This window comes from Pseudomonas sp. MWU318 (assembly GCF_016756945.1).
Classification (GTDB): domain Bacteria; phylum Pseudomonadota; class Gammaproteobacteria; order Pseudomonadales; family Pseudomonadaceae; genus Aquipseudomonas; species Aquipseudomonas putida_A.
The window spans coordinates 47,731-62,426 of sequence record NZ_JAESJL010000003.1 but is presented as its reverse complement, the minus strand read 5'-3'; the positions used below and the strand labels follow the sequence as shown (position 1 = coordinate 62,426).

The window sequence follows — 14,696 nt, the reverse complement described above, 5'->3', positions numbered from 1 at the left end:
GCGACTCAGGCTTCGAACAACAAAAACAACATTCGACGATGCACTTTGAGGACTACAACAATGATTATTTACGGTGTGGCGCTGTTGGCGATCTGTACGCTGGCAGGGGTGATCATGGGTGACATGCTCGGCGTGTTGCTGGGCGTCAAATCCAACGTCGGCGGGGTCGGCATCGCCATGATCCTGCTGATCTGCGCGCGGTTGTGGATGCAGAAGCGCGGCGGCATGACCAAGGATTGCGAGATGGGCGTCGGCTTCTGGGGCGCGATGTACATTCCGGTGGTGGTGGCGATGGCCGCGCAACAGAACGTCGTCACCGCCCTGCACGGCGGCCCGGTGGCGGTGCTGGCGGCAATCGGTTCGGTGGTGGTGTGTGGTTGCACCATTGCTCTGATCAGCCGCACTCATAAGGGTGAACCATTGCCTGACGAACCGGTGGAAGTCACCCCGGTCGGCACCCCGGTAGGAGGTCGCTGACATGTGGGCACTCATTGAAAACGGTCTGGAACACAACGGCCTGATCACCGCGTTCGCTTTCGTCGGCGTGATCATGTGGGTCTCGGTGATTCTCTCGAAACGCCTGACCTTCGGGCGCATTCACGGCTCGGCGATTGCCATCGTCATCGGTCTGGTGCTGGCCTGGGTCGGCGGCACCATGACCGGTGGCCAGAAAGGCCTGGCGGATCTGACGCTGTTCTCCGGCATCGGCCTGATGGGCGGTGCGATGCTGCGTGATTTCGCGATTGTCGCCACGGCGTTCGAAGTGCAGGCGACCGAGGCGAAGAAGGCCGGGTTGATTGGCGTGATCGCGCTGCTGCTCGGTACGATCCTGCCGTTCATTGTCGGCGCGAGCATGGCCTGGGCCTTCGGTTATCGCGATGCGGTGAGCATGACCACCATCGGCGCGGGCGCGGTGACCTACATCGTCGGCCCAGTGACTGGCGCAGCGATTGGCGCGACCTCGGATGTGATGGCGCTGTCGATTGCCACCGGGTTGATCAAGGCGATTCTGGTGATGGTCGGCACGCCGGTCGCGGCGCGCTGGATGGGCCTGGATAACCCGCGCTCGGCGATGGTGTTCGGTGGTCTGGCCGGGACGGTGAGTGGGGTTACCGCGGGGCTGGCGGCGACGGATCGGCGGTTGGTGCCTTATGGGGCGTTGACGGCGACGTTCCACACCGGGCTTGGGTGCTTGCTGGGGCCTTCGCTGTTGTTCTTCATTGTTCGCGGGATTGTTGGTTAGGTCCGGAATTTGAGTTGTCTGGGCTGACGCTTTCGCGAGCAAGCCCGCTCCCACATTCGGAATGCATTCTCCTGTGGGAGCGAGCTTGCTCGCGAAGGGCGCAATTCGGTCTCAAGCCTGGCGATTGGCATACATCCGACACTCCGCCAACAACGCCAGCAGATTCGGATCGCGCTCCTTGGCCTTCAAGAACACCACGCCAATGTGCTGCTGCAAGCGGTACTTCTCCTGCAACGGAATCAGCTTCACGCGATTCTCGTACACCGCTGCAATCCTTCCTGGCAGCAACGCATAACCCACCCCCGAGCTGACCATGCTCAGCAGGGTAAAGATGTCGTTGACCTGCATCGCCACCTTCGGCTCGAACCCCGCCTGCTTGAACACCCGAATACCGTCCTGATGCGTGGCGAAGCCCTGGGTCAGGGTGATGAAGGTTTCGTCGCGCACTTCCGCCAGATCGACTTCCTGACGCTGGGCGAACCTTGAATCTGCCGGTGTGGCGAGGAAAATGTCGTCGGAGAACAGCGGGATCTGCTCGCAGTCCGGGTCGCTGACCGTGTCGTCCAGTGACACCAGAATCGCGTCGACTTCCATGTTCTTCAGCTTGTAGAGCAGGTCGATGTTCGAGCCGAGGATCAGGTCGATGTTGAGTTCGCTGCGGCGCAGCTTCAGGCCCATGATCAGCTGCGGCACGGTTTTCACCGTCAGCGAATACAGCGAACCGAGCTTGAAGCGTTCAGCGGAGAACCCGGCGGCTTCGCGGGTCAGGCGCACGCTTTCGACCACGTCCTGGATCAGCTTCTGCGCGCGCTCTTCGAGCACGTAGGCGCTTTCCAGTGGCGTCAGGTTGCGCCCTTCATGCTTGAACAGCGGGCAGCGCAGGGCGCTTTCCAGCGAATGGATCGCCCGGTGCACGCTGACATTGCTGGTCTGCAACTCGGCCGCGGCGCGCGCCAGATTGCCGGTGCGCATGAAGGCGAGGAACACCTCGAGTTTTTTCAGGGTCAATTCTTCGTCGATCAGCATGGCGCGGACTCTTTTTCGAATGCGTCGATTGTGCCTTGAAGATCAAAAGATCGCAGCCTTCGGCAGCTCCTACCTTTGGAATGCGATCTTCCTGTAGGAGCTGCCGAAGGCTGCGATCTTTTGATCCTGGCTTTGAACAGAAACATTGCGCTTTTACGCTCAAGGCCCGAGCCTTGCGCGTTGCGGTAACGAATCTTGAGGTGAGCGACACATGTATCACGGGGAAAAACTCAACGCCTGGACGCATCTTGTCGGGGCAGTGGCCGCGTTTATCGGCGGCGTGTGGATGCTGGTGATTGCCAGCCTCGACGGCAGTCCGTGGAAGATTGTCAGCGTGGCGATCTACGCCTTTACCTTGCTGGTGCTTTATAGCGCCTCTACCGTGTACCACAGCGTGCGCGGGCGCAAGAAAGCGATCATGAAGAAGGTCGATCACTTTTCGATCTACCTGCTGATCGCCGGCAGTTACACGCCGTTCTGTCTGGTGACGCTGCGCGGGCCATGGGGCTGGACGCTGTTCGGGATTGTCTGGGGGCTGGCGCTGATCGGCATTTTGCAGGAAATCAAACCACGCTCGGAGGCGCGGATCCTGTCGATCGTGATTTATGCGGTGATGGGCTGGATCGTGCTGGTGGCGGTCAAACCGTTGATTGCTGCTTTGGGCACGGCAGGCTTTGCCTGGCTGGCGTCAGGGGGTGTGTTGTACACCGTGGGGATTATCTTTTTTGCCCTCGACCATCGGTTGCGACATGCCCACGGGATCTGGCATCTGTTTGTGATCGCCGGGAGCCTGCTGCACTTTGTGGCGATTCTGTTTTATGTCCTCTGAAGCAAGATCAAAAGATCGCAGCCTGCGGCAGCTCCTACAGGTGGATTGCGTTTCGACTGTAGGATCTGCCGCAGGCTGCGATCTTTCAGCGCTTTAGAAGTCACCCCAAAGTTGCTGAGCCACCGCCAGTGCAACCACTGGCGCGGTCTCGGTGCGCAACACTCGCGGTCCAAGCCGAGCTGCATGGAAGCCGTTGCCCTTGGCCTGCTCAACCTCGGCATCCGACAAACCGCCCTCCGGCCCAATCAGGAACGCCAGTGTCGCCGGTTTCGCATGACTCACCAGCGGCTCTGCCACTGGGTGCAGCACCAGTTTCAACTCAGCCTGGGTCTGCTTCAGCCAATCGGCCAGCAGCACCGGCGGATGAATCACCGGCACCCGCGAGCGGCCGCATTGCTCGCAGGCGCTGATCGCCACCTGACGCCAGTGCAGCAGGCGTTTGTCGGCGCGTTCGTCCTTCAGGCGCACTTCGCAGCGGTCGCTGAAGATCGGGGTGATTTCCGTAACGCCCAGCTCGGTGGCTTTCTGGATCGCCCAGTCCATCCGTTCGCCCCGCGACAGACCCTGGCCGAGGTGGATCTGCAGCGGCGATTCGATCTGCCCGGCCAGTTGCTCGTCGATCTGCACGACGACGCGTTTCTTGCCGACTTCCACCAGCGAGCCGCGAAACTCATGGCCGGAACCGTCGAACAACTGCACCGCATCGCCCTCGGCCATGCGCAGCACGCGGCTGATGTAATGCGCCTGGGCTTCCGGCAGTTCGTGTTCGCCGGTGCTCAGGGGGGCGTCGATAAAGAAGCGGGACAGTCTCATTTCGGGTCTCTGGAAAGATATGAATCAGTTGGATCGGTGTCGACTTCATTCGCGAGCAAGCTCGCTCCCACATTTGGAATGCATTTCCCTGTGGGAGCGAGCTTGCTCGCGAAAGCGGCAGTTCAGGCGCCACAAATTTTGAATCAGCCCGGATCGCGGAAGCCGGGGTGGAAGTCTTTCGGCACGGCCACGCTGACGCTGTCACGGGTGGCGATGTCGATGCCTTCGCTGGCGACTTCGGCGAGGAAGTCGATCTGCTCCGGGGTAATCACGTACGGCGGCAGGAAATACACCACACTGCCCAGCGGGCGCAGCAACGCGCCACGCTCCAGCGCATGCTGGAACACCTTCAAACCGCGACGCTCCTGCCAAGGGTAGGCCTCTTTGGTGGCTTTATCCTTGACCATCTCGATCGCCAGCACCATCCCGGTCTGGCGCACTTCGGACACGTTGGGGTGATCAACCAGATGCGCAGTGGCCGAGGCCATGCGGCGGGCCAGTGCCTGGTTGTTCTCGATGACGTTGTCCTGCTCGAAGATATCCAGCGTCGCCAGCGCCGCCGCACAGGCCAGCGGGTTGCCGGTGTAGCTGTGCGAGTGGAGGAAGGCGCGCAGGGTCGGGTAGTCGTCGTAGAACGCGCTGTAGACCTCGTCGGTGGTCAGGCACGCCGCCAGTGGCAGGTAGCCGCCGGTCAGGGCCTTGGACAGGCAGAGGAAATCCGGGCGGATGCCGGCCTGTTCACAGGCGAACATGGTGCCGGTGCGGCCGAAGCCGACGGCGATTTCGTCGTGGATCAGGTGCACGCCATATCGGTCGCAGGCTTCGCGCAGCAGCTTGAGGTACACCGGGTGATACATGCGCATGCCGCCGGCGCCCTGAATCAACGGCTCGACGATGACTGCCGCCACGCTGTCATGATGTTCTGCCAAGGTTTGTTCCATGGCGGCGAACAGGTTGCGTGAATGCTCTTCCCAGCTCATGCCTTCGGGGCGCAGGTAGCAATCCGGGCTTGGCACCTTGATGGTGTCCATCAGCAGCGCTTTGTAGGTTTCGGTGAACAGCGGCACGTCGCCGACCGCCATCGCTGCCATGGTTTCGCCGTGGTAGCTGTTGGTCAGGGTGACGAAGCGTTTCTTGTTCGGCTGGCCGCGGTTGAGCCAGTAGTGAAAGCTCATTTTCAGCGCGACTTCGATGCAGGACGAACCGTTATCGGCGTAGAACACCCGGTTCAGGCCTTCCGGGGTCATCTTCACCAGACGCTCGGACAGTTCGATCACCGGTTGATGGCTGAAACCGGCCAGAATCACGTGCTCCAGCTGATCGACCTGATCCTTGATGCGCTGGTTGATGCGCGGGTTGGCGTGGCCGAACACGTTGACCCACCAGGAGCTGACGGCATCGAGGTAGCGCTTGCCTTCGAAGTCTTCGAGCCATACGCCTTCACCGCGCTTGATCGGGATCAGCGGCAGCTGTTCGTGGTCTTTCATCTGGGTGCAGGGATGCCACAGCACTGCGAGGTCGCGTTGCATCCACTGGTTATTCAGGCCCATTTACAGTCTCCTCGAGGCGGCTCGCGTCAGGCGCGGGCAAACAATCGCGCAAGCCTATGCAATGCATCGCGCCGGGACAACCCATTGCGTCGATTGAGCTACTTTGTATGGGCCGATAGACGTCGCTGGCGGCGTTTTGATGGCTGACGTATTCTTCGCGGTTCTTTGGGTCGTCTGACCCGCAAAACTGCTTTTTTCCTACGTGTATTTCCGGAGTTCGCTGAATGTCTGTCGGTTGGCTGCGCGCCTGTGCGCTGGTGATGTTGGGGCTGTTCAGCGTTACGGCGCTGGCCAAGGATAAAACCGCAATCGTGATCGGCGGCGGCCTGTCGGGCCTGACCGCAGCTTACGAGCTGCAAAACAAGGGCTGGCAGGTCACGCTGCTGGAAGCCAAACCGAGCCTGGGCGGTCGCTCGGGCATGGCCACCAGCGAGTGGATCGGCAACGACAAGACCCAGCCGGTGCTGAACAAGTACGTCTCGACCTTCAAGCTGAGCACCACGCCAGCCCCTGAATTCGTGCGTACACCGGGTTATCTGATCGACGGTGAATATTTCTCCGCTGCCGATCTGGCGACCAAGCAGCCGGCCACCGCCGATGCCCTGAAGCGCTACCAGAAAACCCTCGACGATCTGGCGCGCTCGATCGACGACCCGCAGAACCCGGCCGCGACCAATACCCTGCATGCACTGGACCAGATCAACGTCTCGAGCTGGCTCGACAAGCAGAACCTGCCGGCCACCGCGCGTCAGCTGATCAACCAGGACATCCGCACCCATTACGACGAGCCTTCGCGTCTGTCGCTGCTGTATTTCGCCCAGCAGAACCGCGTCTACCGTGGCGTCTCTGACCGTGACCTGCGTGCTTCGCGTCTGGTCGGCGGCAGCCAGGTGCTGGCGCAGGCTTTCGTCAAACAGATCAAGACCATCAAGACCAACTCGCCGGTTTCCGCGATCACTCAGGACAAGGATGGCGTGACCGTCAAGGTCGGCAGTGTTGGCTACCAGGCTGACTACGTGGTGCTGGCCGTGCCGCTGCGTGCGCTGAACAAGATTGCGCTGACCCCGGCACTGGACGCTCAGCATCTGGCCGCGATCAAGGGCACCAACTACGGCTGGCGCGACCAGATCATGCTCAAGTTCAAGACGCCTGTGTGGGAAAGCAAGGCGCGCATGTCCGGTGAGATCTACAGTAACGCCGGCCTCGGCATGCTCTGGATCGAGCCAGCGCTGAAAGGTGGCGCCAACGTGGTGATCAACCTGTCCGGCGACAATGCCCGCGTGATGCAAGCGTTCGGCGACAAGCAGATGGTCGATCAGGTGCTGATCCGTCTGCACGCGTTTTATCCACAGGCCCGTGGCTCGTTCACCGGCTATGAAATCCGTCGCTACAGCACCGACCCGTCGATGGGCGGCGCCTACCTGGCTTACGGCCCGGGCCAGATCAGCAAGTTCTGGCGCATGTGGGAGCGCCCACTGCAACGCGTAGCGTTTGCCGGCGAACACACCGACACCCTGTATCCGGGCACTCTGGAAGGCGCGCTGCGCACTGGTCAGCGTGCGGCCAGTCAGGTTGAAGACCTGGCCGCTGGCAAATCGTTTGAACCGGCCAAAGTGGTTCCGGCCGCAGCAGCGGCAGGCGCGGCGGGTGCCGTGGCAGCGAAGAAGGGCAACTTCTTCAGCAACCTGTTTGGCGGTTCGGATGACGAGAAGAAGCCAGAACCTGTGAAGGCGCCTGAGCCGGCTCCAGCTCCAGCAGCCCCAGCGCCTGCACCGGCTCCAGCCCCTGCGCCAGCTCCGGTAGAAGCGCCGAAACCCGCCGCTCCGGTGAAAGCCGAGCCGGCGAAGAAAGCGCCAGCCAAGCCTGCGGCGAAGAAGCCTGCTGCGAAAACCGAGGCGAAAAAGGCCCCGGCCAAACCGGCGGCGGAAAAGGCTGAGCCGGCGAAGAAGCCAGCGGCCAAGCCGGCAGCAGCTCCGGCTCCGGCGACAAGTACCGAGACCAAGGCGCAGTAAGGCTTTGCGGTGAATGAAAAGCGCGGCTCAGTCCGCGCTTTTTTATTGCCTGTGAGAACCTCATCGCGGGCAAGCCCGCTCCCACAGGTTTTGCGGTGAGCGCAGAGTTTGTGTGCGCTATTGTCCACTGTGGGAGCGGGCTTGCCCGCGATGAGGCCTGTTCAAACAGCACATCATCAAGATCTTCCACCTGACATCCCGCCACACTTTTCCGTTTAATCTTTCCTTAACAAGCCACTTACAGACTCTTGATCGTATTTCTCGATATTTCAAAGCAAAATTTTCCGCTTTAATTCGATAGATAACTCGCTAGTCTTGGTTCGCAGTTCTCACAGGATTTGGGCAATGCAGCTACGTAACTCTGCTTCACGCTATGGTTGGGTCAGCATCTTCATGCACTGGGGCGTGGCGCTGGCGGTCTTCGGGCTGTTCGCGCTGGGTCTGTGGATGGTGGGGCTGGATTACTACAGCAGCTGGCGCAAAGACGCGCCGGATCTGCACAAGAGCATCGGTCTGGTGCTACTGGGTGTGATGGTGTTGCGGGTGTTGTGGCGCTTTATCAGCCCACCGCCACCGACGCTGCAAAGCTACAGCCGCATGACCCGTATCGGCGCCAAATTCGGCCACGGGTTTCTGTACGTCGGACTGTTCGCTGTGATGCTTGCCGGTTACCTGATTTCCACCGCAGACGGTGTCGGGATCCCGGTGTTTGGCCTGTTTGAAGTTCCTGCACTGGTTTCCGGGCTACCGGATCAGGCAGACACCGCTGGGGTGATTCATCTCTGGCTGGCATGGGCGCTGGTAATTTTTTCCGGTCTCCATGCGTTGGCAGCATTGAAGCACCACTTTATCGATCGTGATGCGACCCTCACTCGAATGCTCGGTCGCAAAGCCTGAAATTCAACCTCGACTCAAAGGAAAAGAAAGCATGTTGAAAAAGACTCTGGCCGCTCTGGCAATCGGTTCGGCCGTACTGTCCGCGAACGTGATGGCTGCTGATTACACCGTCGACAAGGAAGGCCAGCACGCTTTCGTCGACTTCAAGATCAGCCACCTGGGCTACAGCTACATCACCGGTACCTTCAAGGACATCGACGGCAAGTTCAGCTTCGACGCCGCCAAGCCTGAAGACAGCAAAATCGAATTCAACGTGAAAACCGCCAGCGTGTTCACCAACCACGCCGAGCGCGACAAGCACATCTCCAGCAAAGACTTCCTGGACGTGGGCAAATACGCTGACGCCAAGTTCGTCTCCACCAGCGTCAAATCCACCGGCAAGAACGCCGAGGGCAAAGACACTGCCGACGTGACCGGCGACCTGACCCTGCACGGTGTGACCAAGCCAATCGTGGTCAAGGCTGTGTTCCTGGGCGAAGGCAAGGATCCATGGGGCGGCTACCGTGCCGGCTTCGAAGGTACCACCAGCATCAAGCGCTCTGATTTCGGCAAGATGATGGACCTGGGCCCACAGTCCGACAAGGTCGATCTGTACATCTCGTTCGAAGGTGTGAAAGCGAAGTAATTTTCGCCGCCATACAAAAACGCCCCCGGTCGCAAGGCCGGGGGCGTTTTTTATTGCCCGCCACCACCCGGATCCCCTGTAGGAGCTGCCGAAGGCTGCGATCTTTTGAGGTTGGTTTTTCCAGGATCAAAGGATCGCAGCCTTCGGCAGCTCCTACAGAAAGCGGGTTTTGGGACATCCATAAAAAATGCCCCGGCTCTTTCGAACCGGGGCATTTTTCATTGCCGCGATAACTCAGCGATTGCGGGTCAGCAAGGCTGGTTTTTCACCGCGCGGACGGGTCGGCAGTTGATCGAGCTGCTCAGGTGTCGGGAAGCGGTCAGCCTTGGACTCCTTGTGCATGATCTTCGGCCCGGTGCTGCGCGGGTTCTGCACGGCCGGTTCGGCGCGTTGCTGATCGTCGCGAGCCGGACGGCGGTTGCGCGAGGACTCGTCACGACGGCCCTGGCCATCACGCGGAGCACCGTTGCGCGGGCCGTTGCGTTTGCCCGGCGGGGTGCCGGTGCTCGAACCGTTGCTGTTGCGCGGGCCGTTCTGGCGACCTTGCGACTGACCACCGCGTGGAGCGCCTGCGCCTGCACCTTGTGCCGGAGCACCCGGACGACGGCCGCGGCCACCGGCTGGAGCGGCTTTCGGCACGTAGTCGACGCGGTTACCGAAGTTATCGATATCGTCGTCGAGGAACTCGTCCGGTGCACGATCAGCCGCCGCGCGTGGTGGCTGGCTCGGACGCTGTTCGCGGGCCGGGGTGCCTTCACGTGGTTTCTGCTGACGGGCAGGGCGCTCGCCGCGTTCGCCGGCGGGTTTTTCCTTGCCCTTGTCTTTGCCTTTGTCCTTGCGACCGCCGCCACCACCGCCGCCATTCGGACCGTCGCCACGCGGGCCACGGGAGTTGCGCGGGTTGCGCATGTCCGGACGCTCACGCACTTCAGGCTTCTCGGCCTCGATGGTGCTGGCATCAAAGCCCATCAGGTCGCCGTCGGCGATTTTCTGCTTGGTCATGCGTTCGATGCTTTTCAGCAGCTTTTCTTCGTCCGGGGCCACCAGCGAGATCGCTTCGCCCGAACGACCGGCACGGCCAGTACGGCCGATACGGTGCACGTAGTCTTCATCGACGTTCGGCAGTTCGAAGTTGACCACGTGTGGCAACTGGTCGATGTCCAGACCGCGCGCGGCGATGTCGGTCGCGACCAGGATGCGCACTTCACCGGCCTTGAAATCGGCCAGGGCTTTGGTGCGGGCGTTCTGGCTCTTGTTGCCGTGGATCGCCACAGCCGGCAGGCCGTGCTTGTCCAGGTACTCGGCCAGACGGTTGGCGCCGTGCTTGGTGCGGGTGAACACCAGTACCTGTTCCCAGGCGCCGGCGGTGATCAGGTGCGCCAGCAGGGCACGCTTGTGGCTGGCCGGCAAACGGAACACGCGTTGCTCGATGCGCTCGACCGTGGTGTTCGGCGGGGTGACTTCGATGCGTTCCGGGTTGTGCAGCAGTTTGCCGGCAAGATCGGTGATGTCTTTGGAGAACGTCGCCGAGAACAGCAGGTTCTGACGCTTGGCCGGCAGGCGTGCGAGGACTTTCTTCACGTCGTGAACGAAGCCCATGTCGAGCATGCGGTCGGCTTCGTCGAGGACGAGGATTTCGACGTGGGACAGATCGACGCTGCCCTGGCCGGCGAGGTCGAGCAGACGACCCGGGCACGCGACGAGCACGTCAACGCCACGGGACATGGCCTGGACCTGCGGGTTCATGCCGACGCCACCGAAGATGCAGGCGCTGACGAATTTCAGGTCACGGGCGTAGATCTTGAAGCTCTCGTGAACCTGGGCCGCGAGTTCGCGGGTCGGGGTCAGGACCAGTACGCGCGGTTGGCGCGGGCCATGACGCTGGGATTTGTCCGGGTGACCGTTGGGGAACAACCGCTCCAGGATCGGAAGGGCGAAACCGCCGGTTTTACCGGTACCTGTCTGTGCCGCAACCATCAGGTCGCGACCTTGCAACACGGCGGGAATGGCCCGCTGTTGCACCGGAGTAGGCTCGGTATAGCCCGCATCTTCGATGGCACGGACTAAAGCCTCGGAGAGACCGAGGGAAGCAAAGGACATGAGTAATCCTGTTTTAGTTAGGGCTTGGCCCAATGGGAGTCTTGCCTGGCGCGAATCGCGTTTAAGAGGACGCGATCCCGTCCGGTCCTGCTGCGGTTCCGAAGGCACGTCAGGAGCGCTCGCGCGGGCTGAAAGCTGCGCTGTAGCGGGTCGAGAGGCCTGTTACGGTTCCGGGCGTCCGGGCGTGAGCCTGGCGGGAACGCCGGAGTATAACAGAGCAATCACTGCGCGCTGCTTTCCTGCTGCTCAACGGTTTTGCGGCTGGCTGAGGCGTTGCCCAGCGGCACGGCGTCGACCGGGGCGGCGCCGTAGCGTGCGCTGAGCTCGGCGTAGGCCGGTTCGCGCTTGAAACGCTTGAGTTCGGCGCCGAAACGCGCCACCAGCAAGTCCATCCCGGCATTGCGTCGAACCGCCAGATATTGGCTCTGACGGCTGATGACCGTGGGGTTTTCGGTGATTTGATCGCGAATATTCAGCTGGTCGAGCAAATGCTGACCCACGCGGCGATCGGTGATCAGCAAGTCGATGCGTCCGCGCAGCAGTTTGCCGAAGTTGGCTTCGTGGGTCGGTGCCGGTTCACGGGTAAACAGTGTCGACTGGCTGAAGTCCGGGCTGTACAGATAGCCCGGCGAAGTGCCGATGGTCAGGCCTTTGAGGTCTTCGAGCTGGCGGAACGGATGGGGACGGTCGTTGGCGTAGAACATCACGAACTCGACGTCCGACAGCGGTTCGATGGGGTAGAGCAGGGTGGCATCGCGCTCATCGCTGTGAAAAATATCCAGCGCGCCATCAGCCTGGCCGGTTTCGAGCATCGACAGACAACGTTTCCACGGCAGGAACTGCCATTCGACTTCGATTCCCAGACGCTTGAACACGATGGCGGTGGTTTCGTAGTCCAGCCCGAGGTTCTTGCCATCCTCTTCGTAGACGTAAGGTGCCCACGGCTCGGTGACAATACGCAGCTTCTCGCCCCGAGCGGCAAAGCTCAGGCAAGCAAAAACCAGCACGGTGAGTAACTGCGCGAAAAAAGGCATGGCTTGAGATTACGACGAGAAACGCGAAAGAGCCAGAAAGTGCCTGCACAAGCTCTAATTCGGGGATTCAAAAGCAAAAAATCGCAGCAACGACACCCCTGTAGGAGCTGCCGAAGGCTGCGATCTTTTGATCTTTCTTTTAGTGCTTAGCGCGGCAACTTCAGGTTATTCCAGATCGCCAGACTAGGTTCAGCCTGGTTCATGGAATAGAAGTGCAGCCCCGGTGCGCCGCCCTGCAGCAGGCGTTCGCACATTTCGCTGACAACTTGCTCGCCGAAGCGCTGAATGCTCTGGCTGTCATCGCCGTAGGCTTCCAGTTGCTTGCGGATCCAGCGCGGGATTTCCGCACCGCAGGCATCGGAGAACCGCGCCAGCTTGCTGTAGTTGGTGATCGGCATGATCCCCGGCACGACTGGAATATCCACGCCCAGCGCCTGCAAACGCTCGACGAAGTAGAAGTAGCTGTCGGCGTTGAAGAAGTACTGGGTAATGGCGCTGTCGGCACCGGCACGGGCCTTGCGCACGAAGTTGGCGAGATCGTCTTCGTAATTGCGCGCTTGCGGATGCATCTCCGGGTAAGCGGCAACTTCGATGTGGAAATGATCACCGGTTTCTTCACGAATGAATTCAACCAGTTCGTTGGCGTGACGCAGCTCGCCGCTGGTCATGCCCATGCCGGATGGCAGGTCGCCGCGCAGGGCCACGATGCGCTTGATGCCGGCCGCCTTGTACTCGTTCAGCAGGCCGCGCAGGTCGTCCTTGCTGTCTCCGACGCACGACAGGTGCGGTGCGGCCGGTACTTTGACTTCGCTTTCCAGCTGCAGAACGGTGTTGAGGGTGCGATCACGGGTCGAACCACCAGCGCCATAGGTGCAGGAGAAAAAATCGGGGTTGTACGTTGCCAACTGACGGGCAACGTTGAGCAGTTTTTCATGCCCAGCATCGGTCTTGGTCGGGAAGAACTCGAAGCTGTAGCGACGGTCTTGGGACATGGTCATACCCTTGGAAACAAGAACCTTCGAGGCGCTGCAATCCCATGTGGGAGCGAGCCTGCTCGCGAAAGCGCCGGGTCAGACAACACGGATGTTGAATGTTGCGACGCCTTCGCGAGCAGGCTCGCTCCCACAGGGAGAGCGAGCAGACAGCGCCTGTTAGTAGCGGTAAGCGTGCGGCTTGAACGGGCCTTCGACGGTCACGCCGATGTAGTCAGCCTGTTGCTTGGTCAGTTGAGTGACCACGCCGCCGAAGCCGCGCACCATTTCCAGGGCAACTTCTTCGTCGAGTTTCTTCGGCAGTACTTCAACGGTCAGACGCTCGGCTTTCTCGGCTGGCGACAGGTCGGCGTACTTCTGGCCGAACAGGAAGATCTGCGCCAGTACCTGGTTGGCGAACGAACCGTCCATGATGCGGCTCGGGTGACCAGTGGCGTTGCCCAGGTTCACCAGACGGCCTTCGGCCAGCAGGATCAGGTAGTCGTCGTTCTGCGCGTCGAAAGCGCCCGGGCCGGTACGGTGGATCTTGTGGACCTGTGGCTTCACTTCTTCCCATGCCCAGTTCTTGCGCATGAAAGCAGTGTCGATTTCGTTGTCGAAGTGACCGATGTTGCAGACAACAGCGCGCTTCTTCAGGGCTTTGAGCATGTTCGCGTCGCAAACGTTGACGTTGCCGGTGGTGGTCACGATCAGATCGATCTTGCCCAGCAGCGCCTTGTCGATGCTCGCTTCGGTGCCGTCGTTGATACCGTCGATGAACGGCGAAACCAGTTCGAAACCGTCCATGCAGGCCTGCATGGCGCAGATCGGGTCAACTTCGGAAACCTTGACGATCATGCCTTCCTGACGCAGGGACTGGGCCGAACCCTTGCCCACGTCACCGTAACCGATGACCAGCGCTTGCTTGCCGGACAGCAGGTGGTCGGTACCGCGCTTGATTGCATCGTTCAGGCTGTGACGGCAGCCGTACTTGTTGTCGTTCTTGGACTTGGTCACCGAGTCGTTGACGTTGATCGCCGGGATCTTCAGCTCGCCCTTGGCCAGCATGTCCAGCAGGCGGTGAACGCCGGTGGTGGTTTCTTCGGTCACGCCGTGAACACGGTCCAGCACCTGTGGGTACTTGTCGTGCAGCAGCTGAGTCAGGTCGCCGCCGTCGTCGAGGATCATGTTGGCGTCCCATGGCTGGCCATCCTTGAGGATGGTCTGCTCCAAGCACCACTCGTACTCTTCTTCAGTCTCGCCTTTCCAGGCGAAAACCGGGATGCCGGCGGCAGCGATGGACGCAGCGGCCTGATCCTGAGTCGAGAAAATGTTGCAGGACGACCAGCGTACTTCGGCACCCAGGGCAACCAGGGTTTCGATCAGCACGGCAGTCTGAATGGTCATGTGGATGCAGCCGAGGATTTTCGCGCCCTTGAGCGGCTGCTCGGAGGCGTACTTGCGGCGCAGACCCATCAGGGCCGGCATTTCCGACTCGGCGATGATGGTTTCGCGACGGCCCCAGGCAGCCAGGGACATGTCGGCAACTTTGTAATCGTTAAAATCTGCAGGCGTGATAACAGCGCTCATGAAGAG

13 protein-coding genes are annotated in these 14,696 nt (G+C 60.8%); 6 read left to right on the top strand and 7 right to left on the bottom strand.

All coding sequences use genetic code 11. The features are described from left to right. The first annotated feature begins 60 nt into the window (after window positions 1–60). A complete protein-coding gene (madL, locus tag JN524_RS08320; protein WP_003229065.1) occupies window positions 61–477 on the top strand; it encodes a malonate transporter subunit MadL in 417 nt (138 codons plus the stop codon). A 1-nt stretch (window position 478) separates the two neighbouring features. Then, window positions 479–1,243, top strand: coding sequence for a malonate transporter subunit MadM (madM, locus tag JN524_RS08315; RefSeq protein WP_202369061.1), 765 nt, complete (start codon window positions 479–481; stop codon window positions 1,241–1,243). A gap of 111 nt (window positions 1,244–1,354) precedes the next feature. On the opposite strand, the gene JN524_RS08310 is transcribed toward madM, so the two are convergent. After that, the gene (locus JN524_RS08310) at window positions 1,355–2,269 is read right to left on the bottom strand and encodes a LysR family transcriptional regulator (protein ID WP_108591843.1); all 915 of its coding nucleotides are present in this window, start codon (window positions 2,267–2,269) and stop codon (window positions 1,355–1,357) included. Between the two features lie 211 nt (window positions 2,270–2,480). Here JN524_RS08310 and trhA point away from each other — a divergent pair, with 211 nt between their 5' ends. Then, window positions 2,481–3,098 carry a PAQR family membrane homeostasis protein TrhA gene (trhA, locus tag JN524_RS08305; RefSeq protein ID WP_007964065.1) on the top strand — a complete coding sequence of 206 codons (618 nt, stop codon included), beginning with the start codon at window positions 2,481–2,483 and terminating at the stop codon, window positions 3,096–3,098. A gap of 93 nt (window positions 3,099–3,191) precedes the next feature. On the opposite strand, the gene JN524_RS08300 is transcribed toward trhA, so the two are convergent. Both JN524_RS08300 and JN524_RS08295 read right to left on the bottom strand, forming a co-directional pair. Then, window positions 3,192–3,911, bottom strand: coding sequence for a 16S rRNA (uracil(1498)-N(3))-methyltransferase (locus tag JN524_RS08300; RefSeq protein ID WP_096795744.1), 720 nt, complete (start codon window positions 3,909–3,911; stop codon window positions 3,192–3,194). A 143-nt stretch (window positions 3,912–4,054) separates the two neighbouring features. After that, entirely contained in the window at window positions 4,055–5,461 is a 1,407-nt protein-coding gene (locus JN524_RS08295) for an adenosylmethionine--8-amino-7-oxononanoate transaminase (RefSeq protein WP_024164438.1), read from the bottom strand. A 224-nt stretch (window positions 5,462–5,685) separates the two neighbouring features. On the opposite strand from JN524_RS08295, the gene JN524_RS08290 reads away from it, so the two are divergent. From JN524_RS08290 to JN524_RS08280, 3 genes are all read left to right on the top strand, one after another. Beyond that, complete coding sequence (locus JN524_RS08290; protein WP_202369060.1) at window positions 5,686–7,473, top strand: flavin monoamine oxidase family protein; 1,788 nt, start codon at window positions 5,686–5,688, stop codon at window positions 7,471–7,473. A 345-nt stretch (window positions 7,474–7,818) separates the two neighbouring features. Next, window positions 7,819–8,370, top strand: a complete 552-nt coding sequence (locus JN524_RS08285; RefSeq protein WP_047596555.1) for a cytochrome b — start codon at window positions 7,819–7,821, stop codon at window positions 8,368–8,370. A 31-nt stretch (window positions 8,371–8,401) separates the two neighbouring features. Then, the gene (locus JN524_RS08280) at window positions 8,402–8,995 is read left to right on the top strand and encodes a YceI family protein (protein WP_027610605.1); all 594 of its coding nucleotides are present in this window, start codon (window positions 8,402–8,404) and stop codon (window positions 8,993–8,995) included. A gap of 234 nt (window positions 8,996–9,229) precedes the next feature. Here the strand turns inward: JN524_RS08280 and JN524_RS08275 are convergent, their stop codons facing one another. The 4 genes from JN524_RS08275 to ahcY form a co-directional block, all read right to left on the bottom strand. Continuing rightward, window positions 9,230–11,095: a DEAD/DEAH box helicase gene (locus tag JN524_RS08275; protein WP_108591838.1), complete on the bottom strand. Its 1,866-nt coding sequence runs from the start codon at window positions 11,093–11,095 to the stop codon at window positions 9,230–9,232. Window positions 11,096–11,316: 221 nt separating this feature from the next. Further along, window positions 11,317–12,129 (bottom strand): substrate-binding periplasmic protein, encoded by an 813-nt coding sequence (locus JN524_RS08270; RefSeq protein ID WP_123588961.1) that lies wholly within the window; start codon window positions 12,127–12,129, stop codon window positions 11,317–11,319. Window positions 12,130–12,275: 146 nt separating this feature from the next. Next, window positions 12,276–13,121: a methylenetetrahydrofolate reductase [NAD(P)H] gene (metF, locus tag JN524_RS08265; protein WP_202369059.1), complete on the bottom strand. Its 846-nt coding sequence runs from the start codon at window positions 13,119–13,121 to the stop codon at window positions 12,276–12,278. Between the two features lie 159 nt (window positions 13,122–13,280). Then, a complete protein-coding gene (gene ahcY / locus JN524_RS08260; protein ID WP_096795737.1) occupies window positions 13,281–14,690 on the bottom strand; it encodes an adenosylhomocysteinase in 1,410 nt (469 codons plus the stop codon). Window positions 14,691–14,696 lie beyond the last annotated feature (6 nt).

What these genes read in the sequence shown, in the direction of transcription:
- JN524_RS08310 (WP_108591843.1), bottom strand. Translation starts at nt 2,269, where the DNA reads ATGCTGATCGACGAAGAATTGACCCTGAAAAAACTCGAGGTGTTCCTC.
- trhA (WP_007964065.1), top strand. Translation starts at nt 2,481, where the DNA reads ATGTATCACGGGGAAAAACTCAACGCCTGGACGCATCTTGTCGGGGCA.
- JN524_RS08290 (WP_202369060.1), top strand. Translation starts at nt 5,686, where the DNA reads ATGTCTGTCGGTTGGCTGCGCGCCTGTGCGCTGGTGATGTTGGGGCTG.
- JN524_RS08295 (WP_024164438.1), bottom strand. Translation starts at nt 5,461, where the DNA reads ATGGGCCTGAATAACCAGTGGATGCAACGCGACCTCGCAGTGCTGTGG.
- JN524_RS08270 (WP_123588961.1), bottom strand. Translation starts at nt 12,129, where the DNA reads ATGCCTTTTTTCGCGCAGTTACTCACCGTGCTGGTTTTTGCTTGCCTG.
- JN524_RS08275 (WP_108591838.1), bottom strand. Translation starts at nt 11,095, where the DNA reads ATGTCCTTTGCTTCCCTCGGTCTCTCCGAGGCTTTAGTCCGTGCCATC.
- madL (WP_003229065.1), top strand. Translation starts at nt 61, where the DNA reads ATGATTATTTACGGTGTGGCGCTGTTGGCGATCTGTACGCTGGCAGGG.
- madM (WP_202369061.1), top strand. Translation starts at nt 479, where the DNA reads ATGTGGGCACTCATTGAAAACGGTCTGGAACACAACGGCCTGATCACC.
- metF (WP_202369059.1), bottom strand. Translation starts at nt 13,121, where the DNA reads ATGTCCCAAGACCGTCGCTACAGCTTCGAGTTCTTCCCGACCAAGACC.
- JN524_RS08285 (WP_047596555.1), top strand. Translation starts at nt 7,819, where the DNA reads ATGCAGCTACGTAACTCTGCTTCACGCTATGGTTGGGTCAGCATCTTC.
- JN524_RS08300 (WP_096795744.1), bottom strand. Translation starts at nt 3,911, where the DNA reads ATGAGACTGTCCCGCTTCTTTATCGACGCCCCCCTGAGCACCGGCGAA.
- ahcY (WP_096795737.1), bottom strand. Translation starts at nt 14,690, where the DNA reads ATGAGCGCTGTTATCACGCCTGCAGATTTTAACGATTACAAAGTTGCC.
- JN524_RS08280 (WP_027610605.1), top strand. Translation starts at nt 8,402, where the DNA reads ATGTTGAAAAAGACTCTGGCCGCTCTGGCAATCGGTTCGGCCGTACTG.